This window comes from Protofrankia sp. Cr2 (assembly GCF_963555885.1).
Taxonomy (GTDB): Bacteria; Actinomycetota; Actinomycetes; order Frankiales; family Frankiaceae; genus Protofrankia.
Genome location: NZ_CAUVXG010000060.1, coordinates 1691 through 21198 on the forward strand (window position 1 = coordinate 1691; position 19508 = coordinate 21198).

The 19508-nt window shown below is 65.5% G+C and carries 18 protein-coding genes and 1 pseudogene; 2 read left to right on the forward strand and 17 right to left on the reverse strand.

The genetic code is table 11. The features are described 5' to 3' along the window. The 7 genes from U9978_RS20295 to U9978_RS20325 all read right to left on the reverse strand — a co-directional run. Nucleotides 1-643, reverse strand: a 643-nt coding sequence (locus U9978_RS20295; RefSeq protein WP_322762729.1) for a toll/interleukin-1 receptor domain-containing protein, incomplete at its 3' end; no start/stop codon positions are given. A gap of 155 nt (nt 644-798) precedes the next feature. Beyond that, on the reverse strand, nt 799-1122 hold the full coding sequence (locus U9978_RS20300; RefSeq protein ID WP_322762730.1) for a hypothetical protein: 324 nt from the start codon (nt 1120-1122) through the stop codon (nt 799-801). A gap of 607 nt (nt 1123-1729) precedes the next feature. Next, the gene (locus U9978_RS20305) at nt 1730-2458 is read right to left on the reverse strand and encodes a flavodoxin family protein (protein ID WP_322749949.1); all 729 of its coding nucleotides are present in this window, start codon (nt 2456-2458) and stop codon (nt 1730-1732) included. Between the two features lie 253 nt (nt 2459-2711). Beyond that, the gene (locus tag U9978_RS20310; RefSeq protein WP_322762731.1) at nt 2712-3149 is read right to left on the reverse strand and encodes a PPOX class F420-dependent oxidoreductase; all 438 of its coding nucleotides are present in this window, start codon (nt 3147-3149) and stop codon (nt 2712-2714) included. A 245-nt stretch (nt 3150-3394) separates the two neighbouring features. Then, nucleotides 3395-4330, reverse strand: a complete 936-nt coding sequence (locus U9978_RS20315) for a hypothetical protein (protein WP_322762732.1) — start codon at nt 4328-4330, stop codon at nt 3395-3397. A gap of 242 nt (nt 4331-4572) precedes the next feature. Continuing rightward, the gene (locus U9978_RS20320; RefSeq protein WP_322762733.1) at nt 4573-5355 is read right to left on the reverse strand and encodes a hypothetical protein; all 783 of its coding nucleotides are present in this window, start codon (nt 5353-5355) and stop codon (nt 4573-4575) included. A gap of 294 nt (nt 5356-5649) precedes the next feature. Then, nucleotides 5650-6162: an NUDIX hydrolase gene (locus U9978_RS20325; protein WP_322762734.1), complete on the reverse strand. Its 513-nt coding sequence runs from the start codon at nt 6160-6162 to the stop codon at nt 5650-5652. A 132-nt stretch (nt 6163-6294) separates the two neighbouring features. Here U9978_RS20325 and U9978_RS20330 point away from each other — a divergent pair, with 132 nt between their 5' ends. Both U9978_RS20330 and U9978_RS20335 read left to right on the forward strand, forming a co-directional pair. Next, complete coding sequence (locus U9978_RS20330) at nt 6295-8487, forward strand: MMPL family transporter (protein ID WP_322762735.1); 2193 nt, start codon at nt 6295-6297, stop codon at nt 8485-8487. 164 nt (nt 8488-8651) lie between these two features. Beyond that, nucleotides 8652-9317 carry a phosphate signaling complex PhoU family protein gene (locus tag U9978_RS20335; protein ID WP_322762736.1) on the forward strand — a complete coding sequence of 222 codons (666 nt, stop codon included), beginning with the start codon at nt 8652-8654 and terminating at the stop codon, nt 9315-9317. Between the two features lie 183 nt (nt 9318-9500). Here the strand turns inward: U9978_RS20335 and U9978_RS20340 are convergent, their stop codons facing one another. The 10 genes and pseudogenes from U9978_RS20340 to U9978_RS20385 all read right to left on the reverse strand — a co-directional run bounded on the left by U9978_RS20340 (nt 9501) and on the right by U9978_RS20385 (nt 19380). Next, on the reverse strand, nt 9501-9755 hold the full coding sequence (locus U9978_RS20340; RefSeq protein ID WP_322762737.1) for a hypothetical protein: 255 nt from the start codon (nt 9753-9755) through the stop codon (nt 9501-9503). 32 nt (nt 9756-9787) lie between these two features. After that, nucleotides 9788-10288 (reverse strand): annotated as a pseudogene (locus U9978_RS20345) (ATP-binding cassette domain-containing protein); the annotation flags it as partial. Beyond that, nucleotides 10285-11619, reverse strand: coding sequence for a chitooligosaccharide synthase NodC (nodC, locus tag U9978_RS20350; protein ID WP_322762738.1), 1335 nt, complete (start codon nt 11617-11619; stop codon nt 10285-10287). The gene nodC and the pseudogene U9978_RS20345, both read right to left, overlap by 4 nt. Before the next feature lie 59 nt (nt 11620-11678). Continuing rightward, nucleotides 11679-12458 (reverse strand): hypothetical protein, encoded by a 780-nt coding sequence (locus U9978_RS20355; RefSeq protein WP_322762739.1) that lies wholly within the window; start codon nt 12456-12458, stop codon nt 11679-11681. A 348-nt stretch (nt 12459-12806) separates the two neighbouring features. Next, nucleotides 12807-14705, reverse strand: a complete 1899-nt coding sequence (locus U9978_RS20360) for a N,N-dimethylformamidase beta subunit family domain-containing protein (RefSeq protein WP_322762740.1) — start codon at nt 14703-14705, stop codon at nt 12807-12809. Nucleotides 14706-14986: 281 nt separating this feature from the next. Beyond that, a complete protein-coding gene (locus U9978_RS20365; protein ID WP_322762741.1) occupies nt 14987-15808 on the reverse strand; it encodes a helix-turn-helix transcriptional regulator in 822 nt (273 codons plus the stop codon). 296 nt (nt 15809-16104) lie between these two features. Beyond that, nucleotides 16105-16689, reverse strand: a complete 585-nt coding sequence (locus tag U9978_RS20370; RefSeq protein WP_322762742.1) for an acyl carrier protein — start codon at nt 16687-16689, stop codon at nt 16105-16107. A gap of 347 nt (nt 16690-17036) precedes the next feature. Continuing rightward, nucleotides 17037-18140: a hypothetical protein gene (locus U9978_RS20375; protein WP_322762743.1), complete on the reverse strand. Its 1104-nt coding sequence runs from the start codon at nt 18138-18140 to the stop codon at nt 17037-17039. A gap of 221 nt (nt 18141-18361) precedes the next feature. Further along, nucleotides 18362-18919 (reverse strand): TetR/AcrR family transcriptional regulator, encoded by a 558-nt coding sequence (locus tag U9978_RS20380; RefSeq protein ID WP_322762744.1) that lies wholly within the window; start codon nt 18917-18919, stop codon nt 18362-18364. Then, complete coding sequence (locus U9978_RS20385; RefSeq protein WP_322762745.1) at nt 18916-19380, reverse strand: nitroreductase family deazaflavin-dependent oxidoreductase; 465 nt, start codon at nt 19378-19380, stop codon at nt 18916-18918. Before U9978_RS20385 ends, U9978_RS20380 begins: the two co-directional genes overlap by 4 nt. Nucleotides 19381-19508 lie beyond the last annotated feature (128 nt).

Below are 19508 nucleotides of genomic sequence, written 5' to 3' on the forward strand. Positions count from 1 at the left end.
CCGCCTGAAGTGCCCCCGGGCCGGGACGTGCAGGCAGCAGCGGGGGATTCCCCAGCGCAGGTTCGATCTCCAGCGGCTGACCGAGCAGGACCCGCAGGAGCGCCTCAAGCCCGGCATCGGAGATCTCATCCACCCGGTAGTGGGTGGTCGAATAGGGCCGGAGGAACAGCGGGATGTCATCGGCGGTCGCATCCGGGAGCACGACCGGCAGGACGCGGAGCAAACCCGCACGCTGGTCGCGGTAGATGACCTCGCGGACCAGGCCGGCCTCCCACTGCACCCCACGACCGTCGTCGGCGGCGGCATCCCCGTCGGCCCGCCGTCGATACACGGGTGAGGCGATCACCAGGATGAAGTCGGCCGCGCGGATCTCCCGCTCCATCCACAGGGTCCAGTCCTGCCGCCGCTGGGACGCGGGCAGGTCGCACGTCGCGTCGATCCCACGCATGCGCAGAAACCAGTAGAGCTCCCGCACGGACTCGTCGTGTCCCGCGGACCCCTGCGCCCCGCCAGCGTGCGCGTAGGAGATGAACACCCTCGGCGGACGTTCCGTCCCCGCGTCGACATCGGCGCCGGCCTCGGCATTGGCGCGGGCGCCGGCCTCGACATCGGCGCCGGCATTGGCACTGGCTTCATCGCTCACGCATACCTCCTGCTGCGGACAGGCAGGCAAATCATAGCCATCACCCCGGCATTCCGGTATTCCAGCATTCCGGTGTGCCGATCCCACCCGAATCGCCACCGCCGTGGCGCGCAATATCATCCGCAGCCTACGCCCTACAGTCGGGTGCCCAGGCCCTACAGTCGGGTCAGAGTACCCGAGCCCAAAACCGGATTACCTTTGATGAATTGTCCGTTCGTCGTTGTGGCGCCGAGGATCTGGTAGGTGAGCCCGGAGCTTCCCTGCAGTGTCACAGTGCCCTCGACCTGGCTGAAGCACTGAAGATTCGGGTTGAATGTCGTATTTTGTCGCACTACCAACGGTCCGCCGCCGGACTCCAGAACCAACACCCCCGAACAGCCGAAAATCGGTATCTGCCACGAACCGACCCCGGTGCCCACACTGCCGGCACCGATTTTCAACGTGAGCTGGTAGGAGACGTTGTTTGACTGCGTGACCACGCCTGTCCACGTGCCTTGATAGCTCGCTGGGACAGCAGCCGCGTTGGGAGGTGGTGCCGTGATTCTCGAAGAGGTAGCGGGTTCGGTCGGAGGTCGCGTCGTGTATCTCGAAGAGGTAGCGGGTTCGGTGGGAGGTGATGCCGCGAATGCTGCCTGGGTCGGCGGCGGTGTCGGGAACGTCGGCGTGGGGCGCGGGGAGGGGAACAGCCCGTACCCGTTAGTGAGGACCGCCCCTGCGATCGTGCCAGCCACACCCAAGAGGCCGGTGATCCAAGCGGCTTTGATAGTGTCGCTGGTGGGCATGCTGCATCTGCTCCCTCGCGTCCCTCGCGGAAGGCACGTGGCTCCGGCCGCTGGAGGTCAACAGGCTTTGTAGTCGCCTCCGTTGATCGATCGTCATCGTCATCGTCGACGCTAACCGACAATAGAACAGTGCGAAATGGCCGTACAGGTCGTACTTTCCGATCTGCCGACGCATGCGGGTGAGCAGCGCCGGTCGATCCGGGCCGCTGCATGCCGCTGCGGACCCGGGCCGGCGGTGGTCGGGTCAGTGGTGGTCGGGTCAGTGGTGGTCAGGTCAGCGGTAGTCGGGGTTGGGGTAGTCAGGTCAGCGGTAGTCGGGGTTGGGGTAGTCGTCCCGACAGCCGGCGTCCCAGGCCGAGCGTTGGTTGCCGTGCGTGGGGATGCCACCCGCGTCCTTGAGCATCTTCGCCAGGTGTAGCAGGTTCCAGGTCATGAAGGCGGTGTTGCGGTTGGTGAAGTCGTTCTGCGGTCCGCCTGAGCCCGGATCGAGATAGGATGGCCCTGGCCCAGCCTCACCGATCCATCCCGCATCGGCCTGCGGCGGGATGGTGTACCCGAGGTGCTGCAAGCTATAGAGGACGTTCATGGCGCAGTGCTTCACGCCGTCCTCGTTTCCGGTGATCAGGCAGCCGGCAACCCGGCCGTAATAGGCGTACTGGCCCGCTTCATTGAGCAGATGCGAGCAGGCGTACAGCCGTTCGATCATTTTCTTCATCACGGAGCTGTTGTCGCCGAGCCAGATCGACCCGGCCAGCACCAGGATGTCGGCCGCCAGAACCTGCTGGTAGATGGTCGGCCATTCGTCACTCGGCCAACCGTGCTCGGTCATGTCCGGCCACACCCCGGTCGCGATATCGTGATCAATCGCGCGGAGCACCGTGACCTCGACGCCGCGCTCACCCATCAGGGCGGCGCTGCGATCGATCAGACCCCCGGTATGGCTGAGTTCGGGTGAGCGCTTGAGCGTGCAGTTGATGAACAACGCCCGCAATCCGTCGAACCGCCATGTGGTCTCGTCGCTGTTCGTCGTCATGACACGCTCCCCGGTCCCCGTATGGCGCGGCGACACCACGGTGGGTCGCAGCCGTCGGTCCACCGTGATCTAACCACCGCCGCCGGCTGTCGCCCAGACCGCGTGGACCGACCAGACCGACCAGACCGACCAGACCGACCAGACCGACCAGACCGACCAGACATCCCAGACCGTGCGGACCTCCCAGACCGCGTCAGGAGAGCGGATCATGCAGTAAGGATGTGAATTTGCTGCTACTACAGCAGCACTGGATTCACATCGTTGAGCCGCTGCTGGCGTCCCGGGCCGACATTCCCGGAGCGTCCGGGTCGAGGCCCCAGCTGATGATGCGTCGCGGATGGATGCGGATGACTTCGCGACTCAGGTGGGCCGCGGGCGGGTCCTCGTCGTTCACCGCCGCTGCCTTGCCGCGGATCTCCAGGCCGCGGACCCGCCACGGGTCGACGGAGGCGATGTCGTCGACGACCAGGGATACGACTCCGATTGCGGCGACGTTCCGGAACTTGCGGCTGGCACCCAGGTTGTAGCCGTGGATGTCGATGGTGCCGGCGACTTCGTTGTAGCGGAAGCCCACCGGGCTGTTCTGCGGTGAGCCGTCGGGCGCGACCGTGGCGAGCCGGCCGAGCCGCTGGCTGGCGAGGTAGGAGCGTTCGACGTCGGTGAAGGGCCGTTCGATATCGGTGGAGGACATGGCGCCAGCCTGCAACCTCAACTGAACTTCATGTCAACGGGGCACTGGTCCGCCGTCCACACCTCGGGCGCTCACACCGACACGAGCTCACGCCGACACGAGCTCACGCCGACACGAGCTCACGCCGACACGAGCTCACGCCGACACGAGCTCACGCCGAGAAGCGCTCACGCCGAGAAGGATGTGAAACCACTGCTACAACAGCAGCACTGGATTCACATCGTTGAGCCGCTGCTGGTGCCCGGTCAGCGGCGGCCATCCCAGCCACGTTGGCGGAGCGCCTGCGCGACCTGGGCGGCGACGCGCTCAGGATGCTCGCGCAGCAGCCGCGTCGGGAAACGCAGGATCAGACGGTCCTGGAGCACCCCGAGATTCTGGCGGGCCAGGTCATCCCACCATTGCCGGGCCTCCCGGTGTGCGGCCCCGTCGATCTCCACCCAGACCCGCCATGGCTCGTACCAGACGTCCAGGTAGCGACGACCGTTCAGGTCGACCATGTGCTGGCGCCGGGCGGGCGGTAGGCCGTGGCGACGCTCGATTCGGCGGTACAGCATCTCCGCCACCGACTCAGCGCCAACATCAAGATCTGCCAACGTGTCGACGATCAGGCGGCGACGCCGCGCTCGCCCGCGCCGGTCCAGCACAGCCCGCAGTTCCTCGACGCTGATCAGCCGTTGCTGTACGGAGGCTGCGAGCGCGGCCCTCGCATCGTCGTCCCGAGCTGCCCAGCCTGCCATGTCGACGACCGAGCGGGCGAGCCGGGTCCGCGGGGGAATGCGGACCGGATGGACGTCGGCTGAGCTGAGTTGGCTGCTGCGGTGCACCACGATCCCCTGATGCCCGGTGAGCTGCCGGTCTGCCGGCACCGTGACGAACACGGTCGCCGCGTCGAACCCCCGCAGACCGTCGAGCGTGGCCGCCGTGGATCCGGCAAGGACGGCTCCCGGCCCGGCCCGTTCCAGCGCGCACCAGAGCCATTGGAGACGGGTCAACGGCCCGGAGTGGGTGACGACGACTCCCCGCAGCGGCCGTTGCCATCGACCTGTGCTGACCCGCCACCGCAGTTCCGCGGGGCTAAGGCCGCCCGCGATCGCGTCCCGCACCGCCATCACACCGTTGCGATCCCGGGCGATCTTCTCCCATCCGCCGTCGTGCGGACCTGCGGTGGACGTCACAACCATGAACGGTGACAGCACGCACGCCCGGAGTCGTCACGCTGACGTCAGCTGTGGATAACCGCTGGCCTGTCGACTGGCCCGTCGACCGAAGGATGTGAATCTGCTGCTATGGGAGCAGCACGAAAGTCACATCGTTCGGGCGACTGCCGGCGTGGGGTTCGGGCGCGGGGTTGGGGTAACCAGCCGGCGTGGGGTTCGGGTGACCGTTGGCGCGGAACGGCTTACGCGGTCGCTTACGCGGTCGCTTACGCGGCGGTCAGTCCCGATTGCCGGGCGACCTTCCCTGCGACTTGACGGGTGAGGTTCTGCTCGAGCGTGGCGTCTGGCACTCCGTTCACCTGGATGACCATAACGGAGCTCTCGACGCGGCCGGACATGATGAAGATGAGGTCGAGCGTGAGGGGGACGTGTGTCTTGCCGGTGGTCAAGGTCATGACCATGCGCAGGGCGTTCGTGGCACCGGCGGGCGGGGGCAGTGAACGTGACGAGTTGAGCGTGGCACGCTCGCCGCTGCCCGCTAGCTCTTCCTGGAAGGATGGGAAGAAGAGCTGGCCAAAGCATCCGGGTGTCTGGGCGCGGGTGAAGGTGGCCGCATCGCGGGTCACATCGGCCGCTGGCGCGATCTCCGCCTCCGAGCCGACGATGGTCAGTCTGTCGGCGCTCGAGAGGTAGGGACCCTCCGCCGAGTCGGTTGCGCGGTCTTGGACGTCGGCGAGCGGTACACCGAGGCAGGCCGCGAGCTTCTTCTCCGATATTTGCGGATTCGACTGTTTGTCGGGGGATGTGTTAAGGATGAAGCCGGCCGTTTCAGGGCCTTGGGTAAGTACGTAGTCGCGCGCGTGCAGGATCGGCGTCGCGGAGGCCGCCGGCGCGCTGGCCGGCGCGTCGACCGGTTTGTCGGCCGGGGTACTGGCCGGGGTACTGGATGGAGCACCGGCTGATCCGCTGGCCGGAGCGCTGACCTTCCGACCTGAGCCGGTGCTGCCGCACGCCGCCAGGCTCAACAGGCCAAGCAGGCCGATCCCCACGACGGCTAGCCTTGATAAGCCTCGATGCTGGGACGCTCGATGCTGGGACGACTGCCGCAGTTCCATGCTTCTCTCCGCTTCTCACTGATCGACGCTTCTCACTGATCGACGTTGCTTGCTGATCGACGGAACCACGGCAACATCTCATGACATGTCATTACATTCTGTAACTTCTTGTGACCACGAATGAACAATACGGAAGTGCCCAGTATGGACGGACCGCCGGTCATGGGTCGCGTAGGTCATCGTCCTGATGCTCTGCCGGATGCGCGCGGCGGTCTGCATCGTGGGCCGTCAGCCGGATGTTGCCCGGCGCGACCAACCGTGCTGCAGGTACGCGGTCTGCCCGGTGCGCAGTGCAGCCACGCAGGCATGGATGCGCCGGGCCACCCTTGGGAGGAGGAGCGAGTCGCACTCAGTGGGCGTACACAGCCGCCAGGCGGTCAGTTCATCCGGCTGCAGGTGCATGCTGCGTTCAGCATCGGTTTCGGTGAGTACTCCGCCGTCGAAGATGAAGTGGATCAGCGGTGGCCGTCCGTCGTCTCGGGCGGGGACCCAGTCGACGCCGAGCAGCCGCCCCGGCTGCAGCTCCAGCCCGATTTCCTCCCGGACTTCGCGGCGTGCCGTCTCCCACGGGTACTCGCCTGGGTCCATGGCGCCACCGGGGAGGAGCCAGGTGTCGGTGCGGTAGGCAGGTTGAACGAGCAGGACCCGGCCGGCCGGATCGCGAAAAAGCGCCCCGGCCGCGGCAAGCACCCGGGGAAGGGTTGCGTAGAAATTGGCGGGGGGCAGCTGTTCGTTGCTCATATTACCTCTGATATCTCCGGCGTTCAAACCCGACCGTTCAAACCCGACCGTTCACGTTCGCCCGTTCACGTTCGACGTAAGTTTCCGTGCATCCGTCGGATAATCAGACGCTCCGGCGGGTATGTGACCATCATGGAACGCTGGACGCGCGCGATGATCCGTTATCGGTGGGCCGTCGTGGCGGTCTGGGTGGTTGTCTTCGTCGTGTCGAGCGCGGCCGCGTCCGGGTTGAGCCGCCTTCTGACGAATCGCTTCTCGCTGCCGGGTACCGACACGCAGCGGGCGGAGCGCATTCTCGAGGACCATTTCGACCAGAAGAGTACCGGTTCCTTCATGATTGTCGTGCGCGGCGCGCCGGGGTCTGCCCCGCAGCTCCTGCCCGCGGTCGATCAGGCGGCGCACAGGGCGGCCGGCGTTCTTCCCAGTGGGGATGTCGCATCGGTTCAACCGGTGTCCGACTCCATCGTCAACGCCCGCATCGTGTCGAATCTCGAGCCGGCCGACGCGAAAGGCTATACCGACAGGATGCGGGCAGCGGTCGGCACGGTACCGGGCGCTCAGGCTTACGTCACCGGCCAGGCTGCGATCGAGCATGACCTCGATCCTGTGTTCAAGCACGATCTCAAGGTCGGCGAACTCTACATCGCCATTCCGATCGCGCTCGTCATCCTCGCGTTCGTCTTCGGGACGTTGGCTTTTCTCCTACCTTTGATATTCGCTGCGGCCGCGATCCCGACGACTCTTGCGATCATCTGGATTTTCGCGCACTACATGGAACTGTCGACGTATCTCCAGAACTTGGTCACGCTGATCGGCCTGGGTATAGCCGTCGACTATTCGCTGCTCATCATCTACCGCTACCGGGAGGAGATCCACAGCGGCAAGGCGACGCAGGATGCGATCGTCGCCACGATGCAGACAGCCGGCCGCGCGGTCGTGTTCAGCGGCACGGCGGTCGCCATCGGTCTCGCGCTGATGCTGGCCATGCCGCTGCCGTTCATGCGTGGTTTCGGCATCGGGGGTCTGTTCATCCCGATCATTTCGGTTGCCTGTGCACTGACGCTGCTACCCGTCCTGCTCTACTTCCTGGCCGCGAAGCTTGATCGGGTACGGCTCCTGCCGCGCTTCATCACCGAGCGCCGGGAGGCGGAGGAGAATTTCTGGGCACGCCTCGCACGGGCGATCATGCGCCACCCGGCGGCCATCGCGGCTGGCACCACGGCACTGCTGGTTGCCATAGCGCTACCTGCGGTGGCCCTCGAGCTCGGACCGGGTTCGAACAAGGGCATCCCGCGCAATCTCGAGAGCGTCCAGGGCCTTGACATCCTTTCCGATGCGGTCGGCGCGGGCGCCCTGGCGCCGACAGCGGTCGTCATCGACTCCCACCGGCCAGGCGCGGCCGATGACGCCCGGTTGCAGGCCGGGCTGACACGGCTTCAGGACAGTCTTCGTGCCGACCCGCAGGTCGCTGCGGTCATCTTCGACCCTGCCAGCACGCAGTTCGTCGACCCGTCCCGGCGCTACCTGCAGCTACAGGTGATCGGGAAGAGCGAGTACGGGACGCCCGCGTCGCTCGACTTCGCCAAGCGCCTGCGCCAGGACATCGTCCCGGCGGCCGGGTTCCCCACCGGGGTCGACGTCTATGCTGGCGGCGGCCCGCCGAGCGGTGTCGACTTCCTGCACCTTACCTACAGCGCCTTCCCCTGGCTCGTGCTCGGGGTGCTCGTCCTCACGTACTTCCTGCTGCTACGGGCATTCCGTTCGATCGTCCTCCCGCTGAAAGCAATCATCCTGAACCTGCTTTCGATCACTGCCGCCTATGGTCTGCTCGTGGTCTTCTTCAAGTGGGGTGCGGGTGACGCGCTCGGGCTCATTTCCTTCGACCAGATCGAGGGCTGGATCCCGGTCTTCATTTTCGCGATGGTGTTTGGTCTGTCCATGGACTACGAGGTTTTCCTCGTGAGCCGCATGCGCGAGGAGTGGGACGCCGGCCGGGACAACGAGACCGCGGTGGCGCTCGGGCTGGCCAAGACCGGGCGTATTGTGACTGCGGCCGGCCTGGTCATGTTCGCCGCTTTCATGGGTTTCGTCGCCGGGTCGATCGTCGGTCTGCAGCAGTTCGGGTTCGGGTTGGGCGCGGCGATCATAATCGATGTGACCATCATCCGGGCATTGCTCGTTCCGAGCGCGATGGCACTCTTCGGGCGCTGGAACTGGTGGCTGCCGCAGAATGTGGCGCGGGTCTTCCGGGTCAGGAACTCTCCGCTGGCACCCAGCGCACCCAGGGCACGCCCGGCGCCCGGTCCGAGCAGCGTCGGTAGCTGATGAGGAGTATCGGCGGATGAGGAGTATCAGCTGACCAACGGCATCAGCTGACGAAGGGTATGCAAAAATCGGCAAAGGATGCATGATGTCCACCTGGCACGTGCTCCCGACGGGCAGGCTCGCTGGGATGGGGGCACTATCGGACTATGGAGGTTCATCGGATTATGGATGTTCCGGGGCCGCACCGGTTTGAATACGCCGCCGAGTTGGATCGGGTCCGAGTGGCACTCGGCGAGCTCGCCGGTGAGGCGAGTCGGATCGTCACAGCCGCCACCGCCGCTGTGGCCGGCCCCGACGCCGGCCTGGCTGACACTGCTGCTGTCCACGCTGCCCTGCAGAGCCTGCGTGTCCGCAGCCGGAAACTGGACGACGAGCTCGTGGTGCTGCTGGCCTGCCAGAATCCGGTGGCCGGAGACCTACATCTTGTGGTCGCCTGCCTGCGGATAGCAACCGCGGTGGAGCGGATGGGCGAGCTTGCCGATCATATCGCGGCCACTGCCGATCTTCGCAGGCCCGCTCCGGTGGTCCCGGCGCCGCTGCGTCCCACCGTCATCCATCTCGGCCGGCTGTGCGGCGACCTGGCCGACCGGCTCGCCGCCGCGATCCGTAACGATGATCGGGAGGCTGCTCGGCAGGTGGAGGACGCCGACGACCAGATCGACCAGATCCACCGGCGGCTGTTGGCCACCCTGACCGATCCGGCGTGGCCACACGGGATTCAGAGCGCCGTGGACCTGACGTTGCTTTCCCGTTACTACGAACGGTTCGGCGATCAGGCAGTCACCGCTGCCCGCCGGCTCGCCGGCATCCACCCGGCGACAACACGCTAGGTGTTGGTCGAACCGACCGAAGGAGTCCTTTTCGTATTCGAGGGAGTAGATGAGACGGCCGTCCTCCACGGAGGCGATGGGGCCGTCACGCCGGGGGTCCATGCTCGGAATTCGCATGGGACCCCCCTTGTCTCGATGCGGGTGTTCACGATTGCCGGGATGAGCGACGTGAGGTCGACGACCTCACCGATTGGTTGCCCGCATGAACTTTCGTATACCGCTGATACCGTTGTGGGCACGCCAGCCGACCGCGAACCCACATGAAAGCGTCACCAGTACGGTTATGAAGGTCTTGATCAGGCCGGCATTAGTGAATCCGGCGAGGACGGTGGAGCGTGCCACCGGTAGCGTACGGAGGCGATCGATCGTATTTTCTTCGAGTTCCAGGGCGACCGCACCGGAGGTGGACGCTGCAGCGAACGCAACGGTCTGCGCCAACAGGCCACCGATCACGAATTCAGTGTAGCTACGTCCAGGCCAGTCGTCGGTTCGTCCAGGAACAGGACGGCCGGCTGTGTGATCAGACTGATGGCGAGGTCCAGCCTGCGCCGCATGCCGCCCGAGTAGGTCTTTGCCAGTCGGCTGGCCGCCGCGGTGAGGTCGAACTACTCAAGCAGCTCCTGGGCGCGTCGACGTGCTCCCCGCCGGCCCAGCTTGTGCAGCCGGCCGAAGAGCTCCAGATTCTCCCATCCGGTCAGCAGGGGTTCCACTGCTGTCTCCTGACCGGAAACTCCGATGCAGCGCCGCACGTCATACGGTTGCCGGACCACGTCGAAACCACCCACCCACGCGCGTCCGCCGTCTGGCTTCAGCAAGGTGGTCAGTACCCGGACGGTCGTGGTCTTACCTGCGCCGTTCGGACCGAGCAGGCCGAGGACGGTTCCTGGCTGGACCTCCAGATTCAGTCCGTCCAGCGCGTGCGCGTCACCGTAACGCTTCACCAGACCTTCGACAGCAATTGCTGGTTTCATAGTGGTACAACCTTCTCATGCGTTCCCCGGGAATCGGCGTGCGCCGGGAACCCGGTCGTCGTAATGACGTGCTGCGTTGCGCTCGTGTGCTGCGTTGCGCTCGTGTGCTGCGTCGCAGGAAGAGTGCGTGAACCCCAGGTCGTGTTGCCCAGGGTGCAGAGTGCATAGAGCTTCAGGGGAAGGAGCAGGCCGATGTTGATGAATTCGTGGAAGGCAAACCCGAAGAACGCCAAGTTTCTGGCGCGCCAGGCGCCATAGGTGCAGTGCAGTAACGAGATCCCTGCTATCGTGGCGACCGACCACCACGGCGGTGGAGCCGCGGACACAGCGACAAGAGCGAGTCCTGTGATCATTGACAGGAAGAGCAACAACGACGCCAGATTCTGCCCGATGACGTCAAGGGTCAGATAGCGGTGCAGGCGGGGAAGGATCCTGATGGCAAGGAGGGTGTCCCGATAGGTACTGCGGGCCCACCGGAGCTGTTGGCGCAGGTAGGGGCGAATCCGCTCGGGGACGACGGTCGCGGCCGTCGCGTCCGGGACATAGACGGTGCGCAGGCCCGACCGCAGTATGAGAATCGTCAGGTGGCGATCCTCTCCGAAGTCACTCGGTCGCCCACGAAACATCTGGGTCTCGTAGTCGTCGAGGACGGCGGTGAGCGCGGAGCGCCGGTAGACCGCGCACGGTCCGCAGCAGCACATCACCGCTCCGAAGACGGACTGAGCGGCCCGTTCCTGGTTGCAGGCGATCCAGTACTCCATGTTGACCAGTCGGGTGAGCCAGGTCGCCCGACTGTTGCTCGCCACCATGTGGCCCATCGCCGCACCCACCCCGGGGTCGGCCATCGCCGCCGCCAGTTTGCCTACGACGTCGGGTTCGATGGTCGTGTCGGAGTCGATTGCCACGACAAGGTCGCCGACCGATTGACGGATGGCGGCTACCTGGGCCTTCCGCTTTCCCGCGTTGGCTGTCAACGGAAGAATCACAAATCGTCGGTCGCGACCGAATTCATCGTAAACGGCCTGGAGTTGCTGGCGGTTCCGTGAGCCGTCGTCGACGACGTACACCGTGAGAAGGCCTTTGTAGTCCTGGTTCGCCACGGAGCGCAAACAGGATGCGAGCACCTCCGGTTGTTCGTTGAAGCATGGAATGATCACATCGACGCTGGGTAGTGCGGCGGCGGGTCCGAAGTTTCCCGGGACGGCTCGCAGCCGCCGATATGTCCGGTGGGCGAAGCGAATCTGCGTTGCCAGGTAGCCGATGGTGAGGAGGGCATAGGTCGACAGCACGCCGGTGAAAATGATCCGTAAGATCACGATTGTCGTATGCATGGAGTCCTCTGTTCCAGGAGTCGGACCGCCCGCGCGGCCGGTAGAAACAGGGTTGGTGGTCAGGCTGCCAGCGCGAGGCGACGCTCGGTTGCCAGGGCCCGCCGCAGGTAGATACCAAGGACGGAGCCGTAAATCAGATGTCCGGTGAGGGACAGACCAAGGGACTGCCAGCTGAGCGGGAAGAGCAGTTCCGTACCACGGCTCGACAGGGCGATGGTGGCGACCAGGCCTGACCAGACGAAGATGCCGTAACCGACGCCCAGCTGGATCGGACGCCGGGCGAGCGCCGGGAACCGCCACAGACCTACTGCGCCGCACAGCACGAAGAAGGCCATTCCGATGCCACCGCCGTCACCGATGTAGCGCCAGGCATAGCCGACCGGAATATTCGTGGGTACATCCCCGATGATCCAACCACCGAGTCGCGGGATGAAGTCCGGCCAGATCTTGGTGAACACCATCGGCATTCGCAGGGCATCATAGGCGGTGACGGCGATCAGTCCGGCGGTGAATCCCCGGACCGCCCATCGTGCCTCCAGCGACCGGTGTAGTGCCATCGCAATGACGATGATGGCGAGTGGCAGTACCAGGAAGCGGGCTGATGCGCTGATGGGGAGCAGGTTGAAGACGTAGAGCGGGATCGACAGCACTGGTAGTGCGCCGGCGGTCATTAGTAGCCCGACCCTCGCGAGCGACACCGGCCGCCGCAGCAGTCCGGTTCCGGGCGTAAGCAGGATGCGGGTAATAGGTGACGGCGCGGCAGCCGTGCGGCGCTGTGTCGTTATGGACGGCGAACCAGCGGTCCCGGTTTGGTACGGCGCCACAGTTGCAGTGCTCATGTCTTTCTCCCGTTCAGTTTCCTGTGCCGGCCGGCCGGCAGGTCGAAATGGTCGCTCGCGAATACTGAAGGATGCACATGGCAGCTGATCTGAAAATTGCGCCCGGTGCATCGTCCGCTTCTGTTCCTGGTGTCTGGTAACAGTCTCTTCGTCTGGACCCGGGAGAAACAGACCGCGTATGTGCTGGTATTCCTGAACTGTGTCTACATGACGCATGGACCCGTGGTGCCAGGCGTGGTGAACCTGGCACTGGCAGTGCCAGGTTGAGGCCGGTGGCAGATATTGAGACGCGCTACACCGAAATAGGAGCTGCAACAGGAGCCGTCCCGGCTCAACGGTGCCCGAGCGTCAACGGACGGCGTCGCGCCACCACAGCCGATTGCAGATGGTACTGATGATCAATTTTCCGGCATGGCCGGCCAACCCGGTGGCGGGTGCCGGGATACGTCCGATCGCCGTCCAGGCGATGTCGTGCAGGACCGGAAGCCGCATCCAGAGGGTCTGATCCCGGGTGACGCAGTAGAGCCGGCCGCTGGTACTGGTCATGGCGATGACGTTGTCGGCGGGACCCACCCGCGTCCAGACCTGGTCCTGGCCGATCCGGTCGAAGCGGAGGTGGACGAGATCGCCGTCGGCGGTCGCGCCGAACAACCCCTCGAAGCACGCCGCGAGCGCGACCACCCTCGGTGCGGTCCCGATCGGGACCCAGCGGGCGTCGCGGCGGACGGGCTCGCGCTGCCACAGCTGGTCGTCCGTGGTCACGGCGTACAGGCAGACCGGTTGGGCGCCGGTGGCCTCGCGTGGGCCGGCCAACGCGCGGACACGGCCCGCGTGCCCGATCCGGGTCCAGACGAGGTTCTGACCGACCGGGTCCCGGGCCCACAGAATGTTCCCGGCGGCGGCGAACACGGTGTTCTCGCAGGCGACGAGTGCGGTCACCGTGCTCGCGCGACCGATCCGTTCCCAGTTCGCGGCCGGCCACGGGTCGCTCAGCCGGGTGAGGACATTACGGGTGATCCGGTCGACTGTCGGATCCGGGGAGCTACCGAGCCCGCCACCCCATCCGGTCGTGGCGACGTTGAACACTGTGCCGCCGCCGGATGCCCGGAACACGCCCATGGTTGCGGCACCACCCTGCCCCAGCCGGCGCCAGTCGGACAGGTCAGCCGTGGCGAGGACGACGAAGGTCGTGGGGGTGCCATCCCGGCCGGTGACACGGGGGACACCATCCTCCACGACCACGTCGGCGGCGTCGGTCTCATAGCCGACCGTCCCGATCCCGAAGGTGTCACCGTCAGCCAGTCCGGTGCCCTCGAAGGCCCAGTGATCGGCGAATCTGACCGTCCAGGCGGTGCTGTCCATCACGCTCATGTCGCCCCAGCAACCCGCGCCACGGCGGAAGCTGGTACCGGTGAGAGCGTTCTCCGGGCGGTTGACCGGCGAACTGGACCACTCGACGGTGACGCGGGCGTTGTCAATCCCGGTGAGCGGGTCTTCAGCGGCATCGCGGTGACAGACGAAGGTGCGCCCATCGTCCTCAAGCCGGAACTGCCACCAGCAGGTGTTGCCGGTGAGGAATGCGATGTTGCCGCCGGCGGCCAGGAACTGCTCGGCGGTGTCGCGCATTTCGGCCGTCCAGTATTCGTCGTGCCCGACGCAGACGAGCACCTGGTAGGCGCGCAGCAGGTGCGGGCCGTCGTGCAGGTCGAAGCCGGAGCAGTAGTCCACGGCGAACCCGCTGGTGGCGAGCCACTGCAGGATCGAGACCTCCCAGCCCGGGCCGCTCGAACTCGGCCGGTGCAGGCTTACTCGCCGACCACGGTCGGGTTGCTCGGTCCAGTACGGCGAGGCGCCAGCTGTGCCGCACCAGGCATAGGCATGAAAGGTCGGGAACGGAATCGACACCAGTATGTCGGCGTGGACACCAGGTTCGGCCGAGCGCACCACGAAGAAGGCACGGCTCTGGCCCGGCGTTCCCGGGGTGAGATCGACGGCGTACAGGCCGCTCGGCCAGGACTGCGGAACATCGAGGGTGAACCCGACGGGCCAGCCCCGGTCGGTCGCGGGGTCGCCAGGGGTTGGATGTGCGTCGACATGCACGGTGAACCGTGCCATTTCGTTGCCGCTGACGAACTCGGTGACCACCACGGTCGCGTCGGTTCCGGTTACCGAGTCCGCATTGAGATGGAGATCGAGACTACTACCCTGAGGAACCGACGTCTTCGCGGAATATACCTGTACACCCATCACGCACCCCGTTTGCCTGTGCTGGAGCCGGGAGCGCCGCGGGTGCGGCAGGCGGCGATGGCCGGTCGAAGGCGAAGCCCTGACGGCGCAGTTCGGGAATGAGGAGCCGCGGTTGCTATCGGGTGACTGGCCTACGCCACCTCCCACCGTGTCCGGCATAGGTCGCAGTGTGACAGATCGGGATGCGTCATGGTGTGATTAGCTTTTATGTGGCCCTCCGACACGATCCGCCGGTCGGTGCGTCCTTCGCCGAGGTCGTGACGCGTCCTGCCGGCCGCGGCCTACGCATCCTCGTCGTCCGGGACGGGAAGATGGAAGGCGATTCCGATCCCGTCCATACCAGCCGGATACGCGACCACGAGGTTCATCGCCCGAACCCCGAGCTGCGGATGCCGCAACCACCGGACCCGCGGCGCCTGACTGCGTATCTCGTGGTCGGACCACCATCGCCGCATCTCCGGGCTTTCCTTCATGAGATCGGCGATCAGTCGGCCCAGCCGTCGGTCTCCGGGCCTGACCGCCGAGACGGCACGCAGGCGGCCGATGACGTCCTTGACTTCGTCTTCCCACATCACCAGACGTTCGCGTGCGTCTGGTTCCATGAGCGTCCACCACACGGTGTTGCGATGCTCGTCCGGCAGCTTGGCGAAGTCGGTGTACCACTCGGTAGCTGCGTCGTTCCAGGCCAGTACGTCGGCAACCTGGTTCGCGACGTAGACGGGGTTGGGCTGGTACGCATCGGCGATCTGCCAGAGGAATGCCTCCGTGTTGGCCTCGCGTAACGGATTGTCTTTGACTGGTCGTTGACCGTAAGCGAGCATGTAAATGTAGCTGCGTTCGTCGTCGTTTAGCTGCAGCATGCGGACGAGGCTATCCAGAACCTCGTGCGATGGGTGAATGTCCCGACCCTGCTCAAGGTATGTGTACCAGGTCGGACTCAGGCCCGCAAGAACCGCGACTTCCTCTCGTCTGAGCCCGGAGGTTCGTCTTCGTCGCCCCGTGGGCAAGCCCACCGTCTCGGGGTCGATACGCTCTCGGCGGCTGCGTAGGAACGCACCCAGCTCGCGACGGCGATGCTCGTTATCCGTCACGTGACACCTCACTGTCGACCAGTCGATATTTACACTGTAAGTGGTGACCGGTCAGTATAGTCCGCACCTTGTTGTGGCGCCCCTTTTGCGTTAGTCGCGGTTGAAGGCGTCGAGTCGTGACACGTAGCGGCCCCAGCGATCGAGTGTATGCGCAGGTAGGATGCTTGTGGACCCCTAAAGCAGGGCTGCCGGCTCTTCTCGCTGGGCCATCGCGCGCGGGAGGGGTCGGCGGATGTGCGGCAACGTGCGGGTCTCGCGGGTACTCCCGAGTTCTACTGGCACCAAGTTCGCTTCTGGCGAGCCGTCGGTCAGGCAGCCCTGCTGTGATGACTACTCAGGACGGTGGGATGCGGGACGTTCATCTTGTTAAAGGTCGGATATGTTCGTGCGAGGCGCGCCCACATCTCCCTCGCGAACTGTTCGAGCGTTACTTCCTGCAGTAACTTGGTCACCGATATCTTGATGCCGAGGTCCTGTTCGATGCGGGTGTGCAACTCGGTCGCGAGCAGCGAGTCGAGCCCGATGCTCGTTACCGGACGCTGTGTGTTCACGCTGTCCGTTGACCAGCCCAGCACGATGGCGACCTGTTCCACGAGGTATTCGCTGACAGCCTCGAGGGAATGCATCCGCTGCCGTGCCGTACCGGGACTCACCGCGGCGTTCCTGTTTAGTGAGGCGACCACGGTGCTGGCGATCTCGGCGCGGGTCCGGCCGACAACGGCCGCGCGGTGTTCGAGGTGGGTACGCCGGACGCCGGCGAGGCGCGGCCGGCCGCGCTCCGGCCACCGGCGCACGGTCGTGGCGAGCTCGATCTCGTCGCCCATGATCGTTCCGGTGTCGTGGGACTCGATGCAACCATACCGGTATCCGTCCTGCGCTGGCATCCCTGTCATGGCTGGCGGGTCTTCCCTTCGCGATGATCACACCTTGCTGGGTTCCGTGCAAGCAATAGAGTGTGACCAATGCAACAATTCATCCAGACCGTGTTGGCGCTGGCATCGCGAATACCTGGCACCGACGACCCTCGTAGACGGGTATCAGTTGCCTGGTACTCGCCACCGCTGTCATGCGGGTACTGCCACTACCTGGAAGTCGGCTATCCCGCCGTCGTGGTCGGCCGAGCCATGCGAGTGGCTTGCGCGGGCGCAGGCGGCAGCCCGCGGGCGCAGATGGCAGCCCGCGGGCATGGGACAGTCGAGATCGGCACCGGCAACCAGCCTCCGGTGATTCCAGGCTCCTGTTATTGTGACAATGGTGAGAAAATCGGCGACATCTTTTCCGCGGACGCGTCAAGGGTGTTGATGAGTGTCTCGAAGGGCGCCTCGGGCATCAGTTCGCCCACCGGCGGTCCGTCCTGCAGGCACATGAGGTCTGACAGCGCGGCCGTGTACGGCGCGTACCGCGACCGCCATCGTTGGAAGGTGGATCGGGCCGTCCGGTAGTCCCGTTCGGCATGGATTCCGGCATCGGTCAGTCTGGCGATACTCGTCCAGAAGGACCGCTCCTCCCGTCCATGCAGACTCAGCGTCGTCCGGACCGCGCTGACCTGCAGTTCTCTGGCCATCTCCTGGACGAAGGCACAGCCCGCGGCGAGCAGTGGGCGTGTCGGTGGCGGTTCGGTCCCCGGTGAGAGGGCATCTATGAGTGCCGCCACATCCATGACGACCAGAGTCGCGTCCAGCCAGGACAAATCGGGCGACGACGGCAATGTGAGCAGCTCGGGATAGCTCGTGTGACTGAACCGGAGATCGGCGATCCAGAGCTGCCAGGTGATCATCATGCGATCCAGGGAATCCGGGGTTCCGCCACGCATGTGGGCAACGATGACGTCCTCGGCATCGAGGCACGACCGTGCTTCGCTGGCCAGCGCCCAGACGAACTGTTCACGCCGCTGGTAGGCGGACGTGAGCGCCGTGATCCGGGTCGTCAACCCGATGAAGATCAAAATGAAGCAGCCGTACACCACCAGCGGGAAACCGTGGCCGGTCCATTTCGGATCATCGAGCTGGCCCAGCACGTATTCCATCGCACGAACGTCAGGGGGGGCTGCCCCGACCGACGCCGCCAGCAGCGCCGTCCCGACAACCGTGCCCGCTCCCCATATCAGCGGCGGGAACAAAACCGCCACCGGGCCGATCATTCTGATCACCAAGCGATGAATCCGCCGGCTCGGGACAGCCCGGTTGATCTGTCGTGAGATCCGGAGCAGGACCGGCACCGTTGCGAATACGAGTCGCGACGGCCGCCCGCGGGGCGCGACCGCGGTCCCGAGCACGCTGCGGCCGGTTGCGGCCAGGACAACGAGCCCGGTCAGGAAGCCCGTGATCGCCACCCAGGTGCTCACCGTCGTCTCCTCGGTCTACCCGTGCCGGGTATGCAGGGAAGCGGCGTATCCCTGCTTCTTGTGACTGCCATTTCGATCGCCCTCCTGCGGCCTCGATGCACGATGCAAGAACCAGCTTGGGCCGCGAACCCCGGACGAAACAGAACGAGTTTATGCTGGTAGTGCGAGTGCCAGACCGGGCGGTGCCAGTGCGCCGATAAAAAAGCCGTCCTGCTGCCGTCCTACTGTCGGCACGCTGACGCGAAGGCGTCGGCGCCCGCGTCCCAGGTCCGGCGCAGGCCGGAGCCGTCAGGATAGCGCTGGTCGAGCTCGAGGATGACCATACCGTGAGCAAACGACCATAGCGCCTGTGCCAGGTGGGGGTCGCCGGTCGCGAGGAAGAACGGTTCGCCGGCCCACTCCTCCAGGCCCGGCGTCATCGTGGCGCGGGGCAGGCGGGAGCCGGTGGCCAGCCGGTACAGGTTCGGGTGGGCAAGGCTGTATTCGCGGTAGGCGGCAAGAATCGCCGGGATAACTCTGTGCGCTGTGCCGTGACGCACCGCCTCATGCAGGTCCTGGCCGATCTCGGTCAGCGCATCCTCGAGCAGAGCCAGCTCAAGCGCATGCTTGCCGGGTAAGTGCTTGTAGATCGACGGCGCCTGGATGCCGAGCTCGGCGGCGAGGCGGCGCATGGTCAGGGCGTCCGGACCTTCGGCTTCGAGCAGTCGCCGGCCGGCCGAAATGATCTCGATGGCGCGCGGGGTAAAAGTCCGCCGCCGGGTGGGCGCGGGTCGGGTCATGAGACCGGGTCGAGGACGAACACGGGATGCTTATGGGCGATTTGGGCGATTTCTTCATCGGACGAGTCCGCGCTGACACCATCGAAGAACACTCCCACCTCAGCCTTCCAGCGGCGAAGATACGCACGCAGAATAGGCGCCTTGGTCACATCGGCGACCTCGTGTGCGCTGCGGGGTTCCCGGCGGCGTCCGATGAGGAGGTCGAGCCGGCCGTCGGCGGCGCGTAGATTGCGCACCCACTGGCCCTCGCCGCGTGCTGAGACCAGATACTGCCTGTCGTCATGGGTGAGCACGTTGACGGGCACCTGACGAGGCTGCCCGCTGGTTCGTCCCCGCACCTCCAGGATGCGACTGCCCCAGATGCTGACCCCGGCCCGGGTAAGGCGCATGACCAGCTTGTTGGCGATGTGCTGGGTGAACCATCCGGGCTTGCGGTAGTGGGCCTTGGACGCCTCGGACACGGCGGGACTCCTTAGAGCGACCAGCAATAGGGGTGTGGCTAACGACGTTAGCAAGACGTTAGCTAACGGTGTTAGCCACGTCAAGGTGGCCATGCGCACGCCACCGCTCATCCGAACCCCGCGCCGAA

Bases quoted from the DNA above. Each gene is read 5' to 3' on its own strand.
- U9978_RS20305 (WP_322749949.1), bottom strand. From the start codon at position 2,458: ATGACGACGAACAGCGACGAGACCACATGGCGGTTCGACGGATTGCGG.
- U9978_RS20310 (WP_322762731.1), bottom strand. From the start codon at position 3,149: ATGTCCTCCACCGATATCGAACGGCCCTTCACCGACGTCGAACGCTCC.
- U9978_RS20315 (WP_322762732.1), bottom strand. From the start codon at position 4,330: ATGGTTGTGACGTCCACCGCAGGTCCGCACGACGGCGGATGGGAGAAG.
- U9978_RS20325 (WP_322762734.1), bottom strand. From the start codon at position 6,162: ATGAGCAACGAACAGCTGCCCCCCGCCAATTTCTACGCAACCCTTCCC.
- U9978_RS20330 (WP_322762735.1), top strand. From the start codon at position 6,295: ATGGAACGCTGGACGCGCGCGATGATCCGTTATCGGTGGGCCGTCGTG.
- U9978_RS20335 (WP_322762736.1), top strand. From the start codon at position 8,652: ATGGATGTTCCGGGGCCGCACCGGTTTGAATACGCCGCCGAGTTGGAT.
- nodC (WP_322762738.1), bottom strand. From the start codon at position 11,619: ATGCATACGACAATCGTGATCTTACGGATCATTTTCACCGGCGTGCTG.
- U9978_RS20355 (WP_322762739.1), bottom strand. From the start codon at position 12,458: ATGAGCACTGCAACTGTGGCGCCGTACCAAACCGGGACCGCTGGTTCG.
- U9978_RS20360 (WP_322762740.1), bottom strand. From the start codon at position 14,705: ATGGGTGTACAGGTATATTCCGCGAAGACGTCGGTTCCTCAGGGTAGT.
- U9978_RS20370 (WP_322762742.1), bottom strand. From the start codon at position 16,689: ATGACAGGGATGCCAGCGCAGGACGGATACCGGTATGGTTGCATCGAG.
- U9978_RS20380 (WP_322762744.1), bottom strand. From the start codon at position 18,919: ATGACCCGACCCGCGCCCACCCGGCGGCGGACTTTTACCCCGCGCGCC.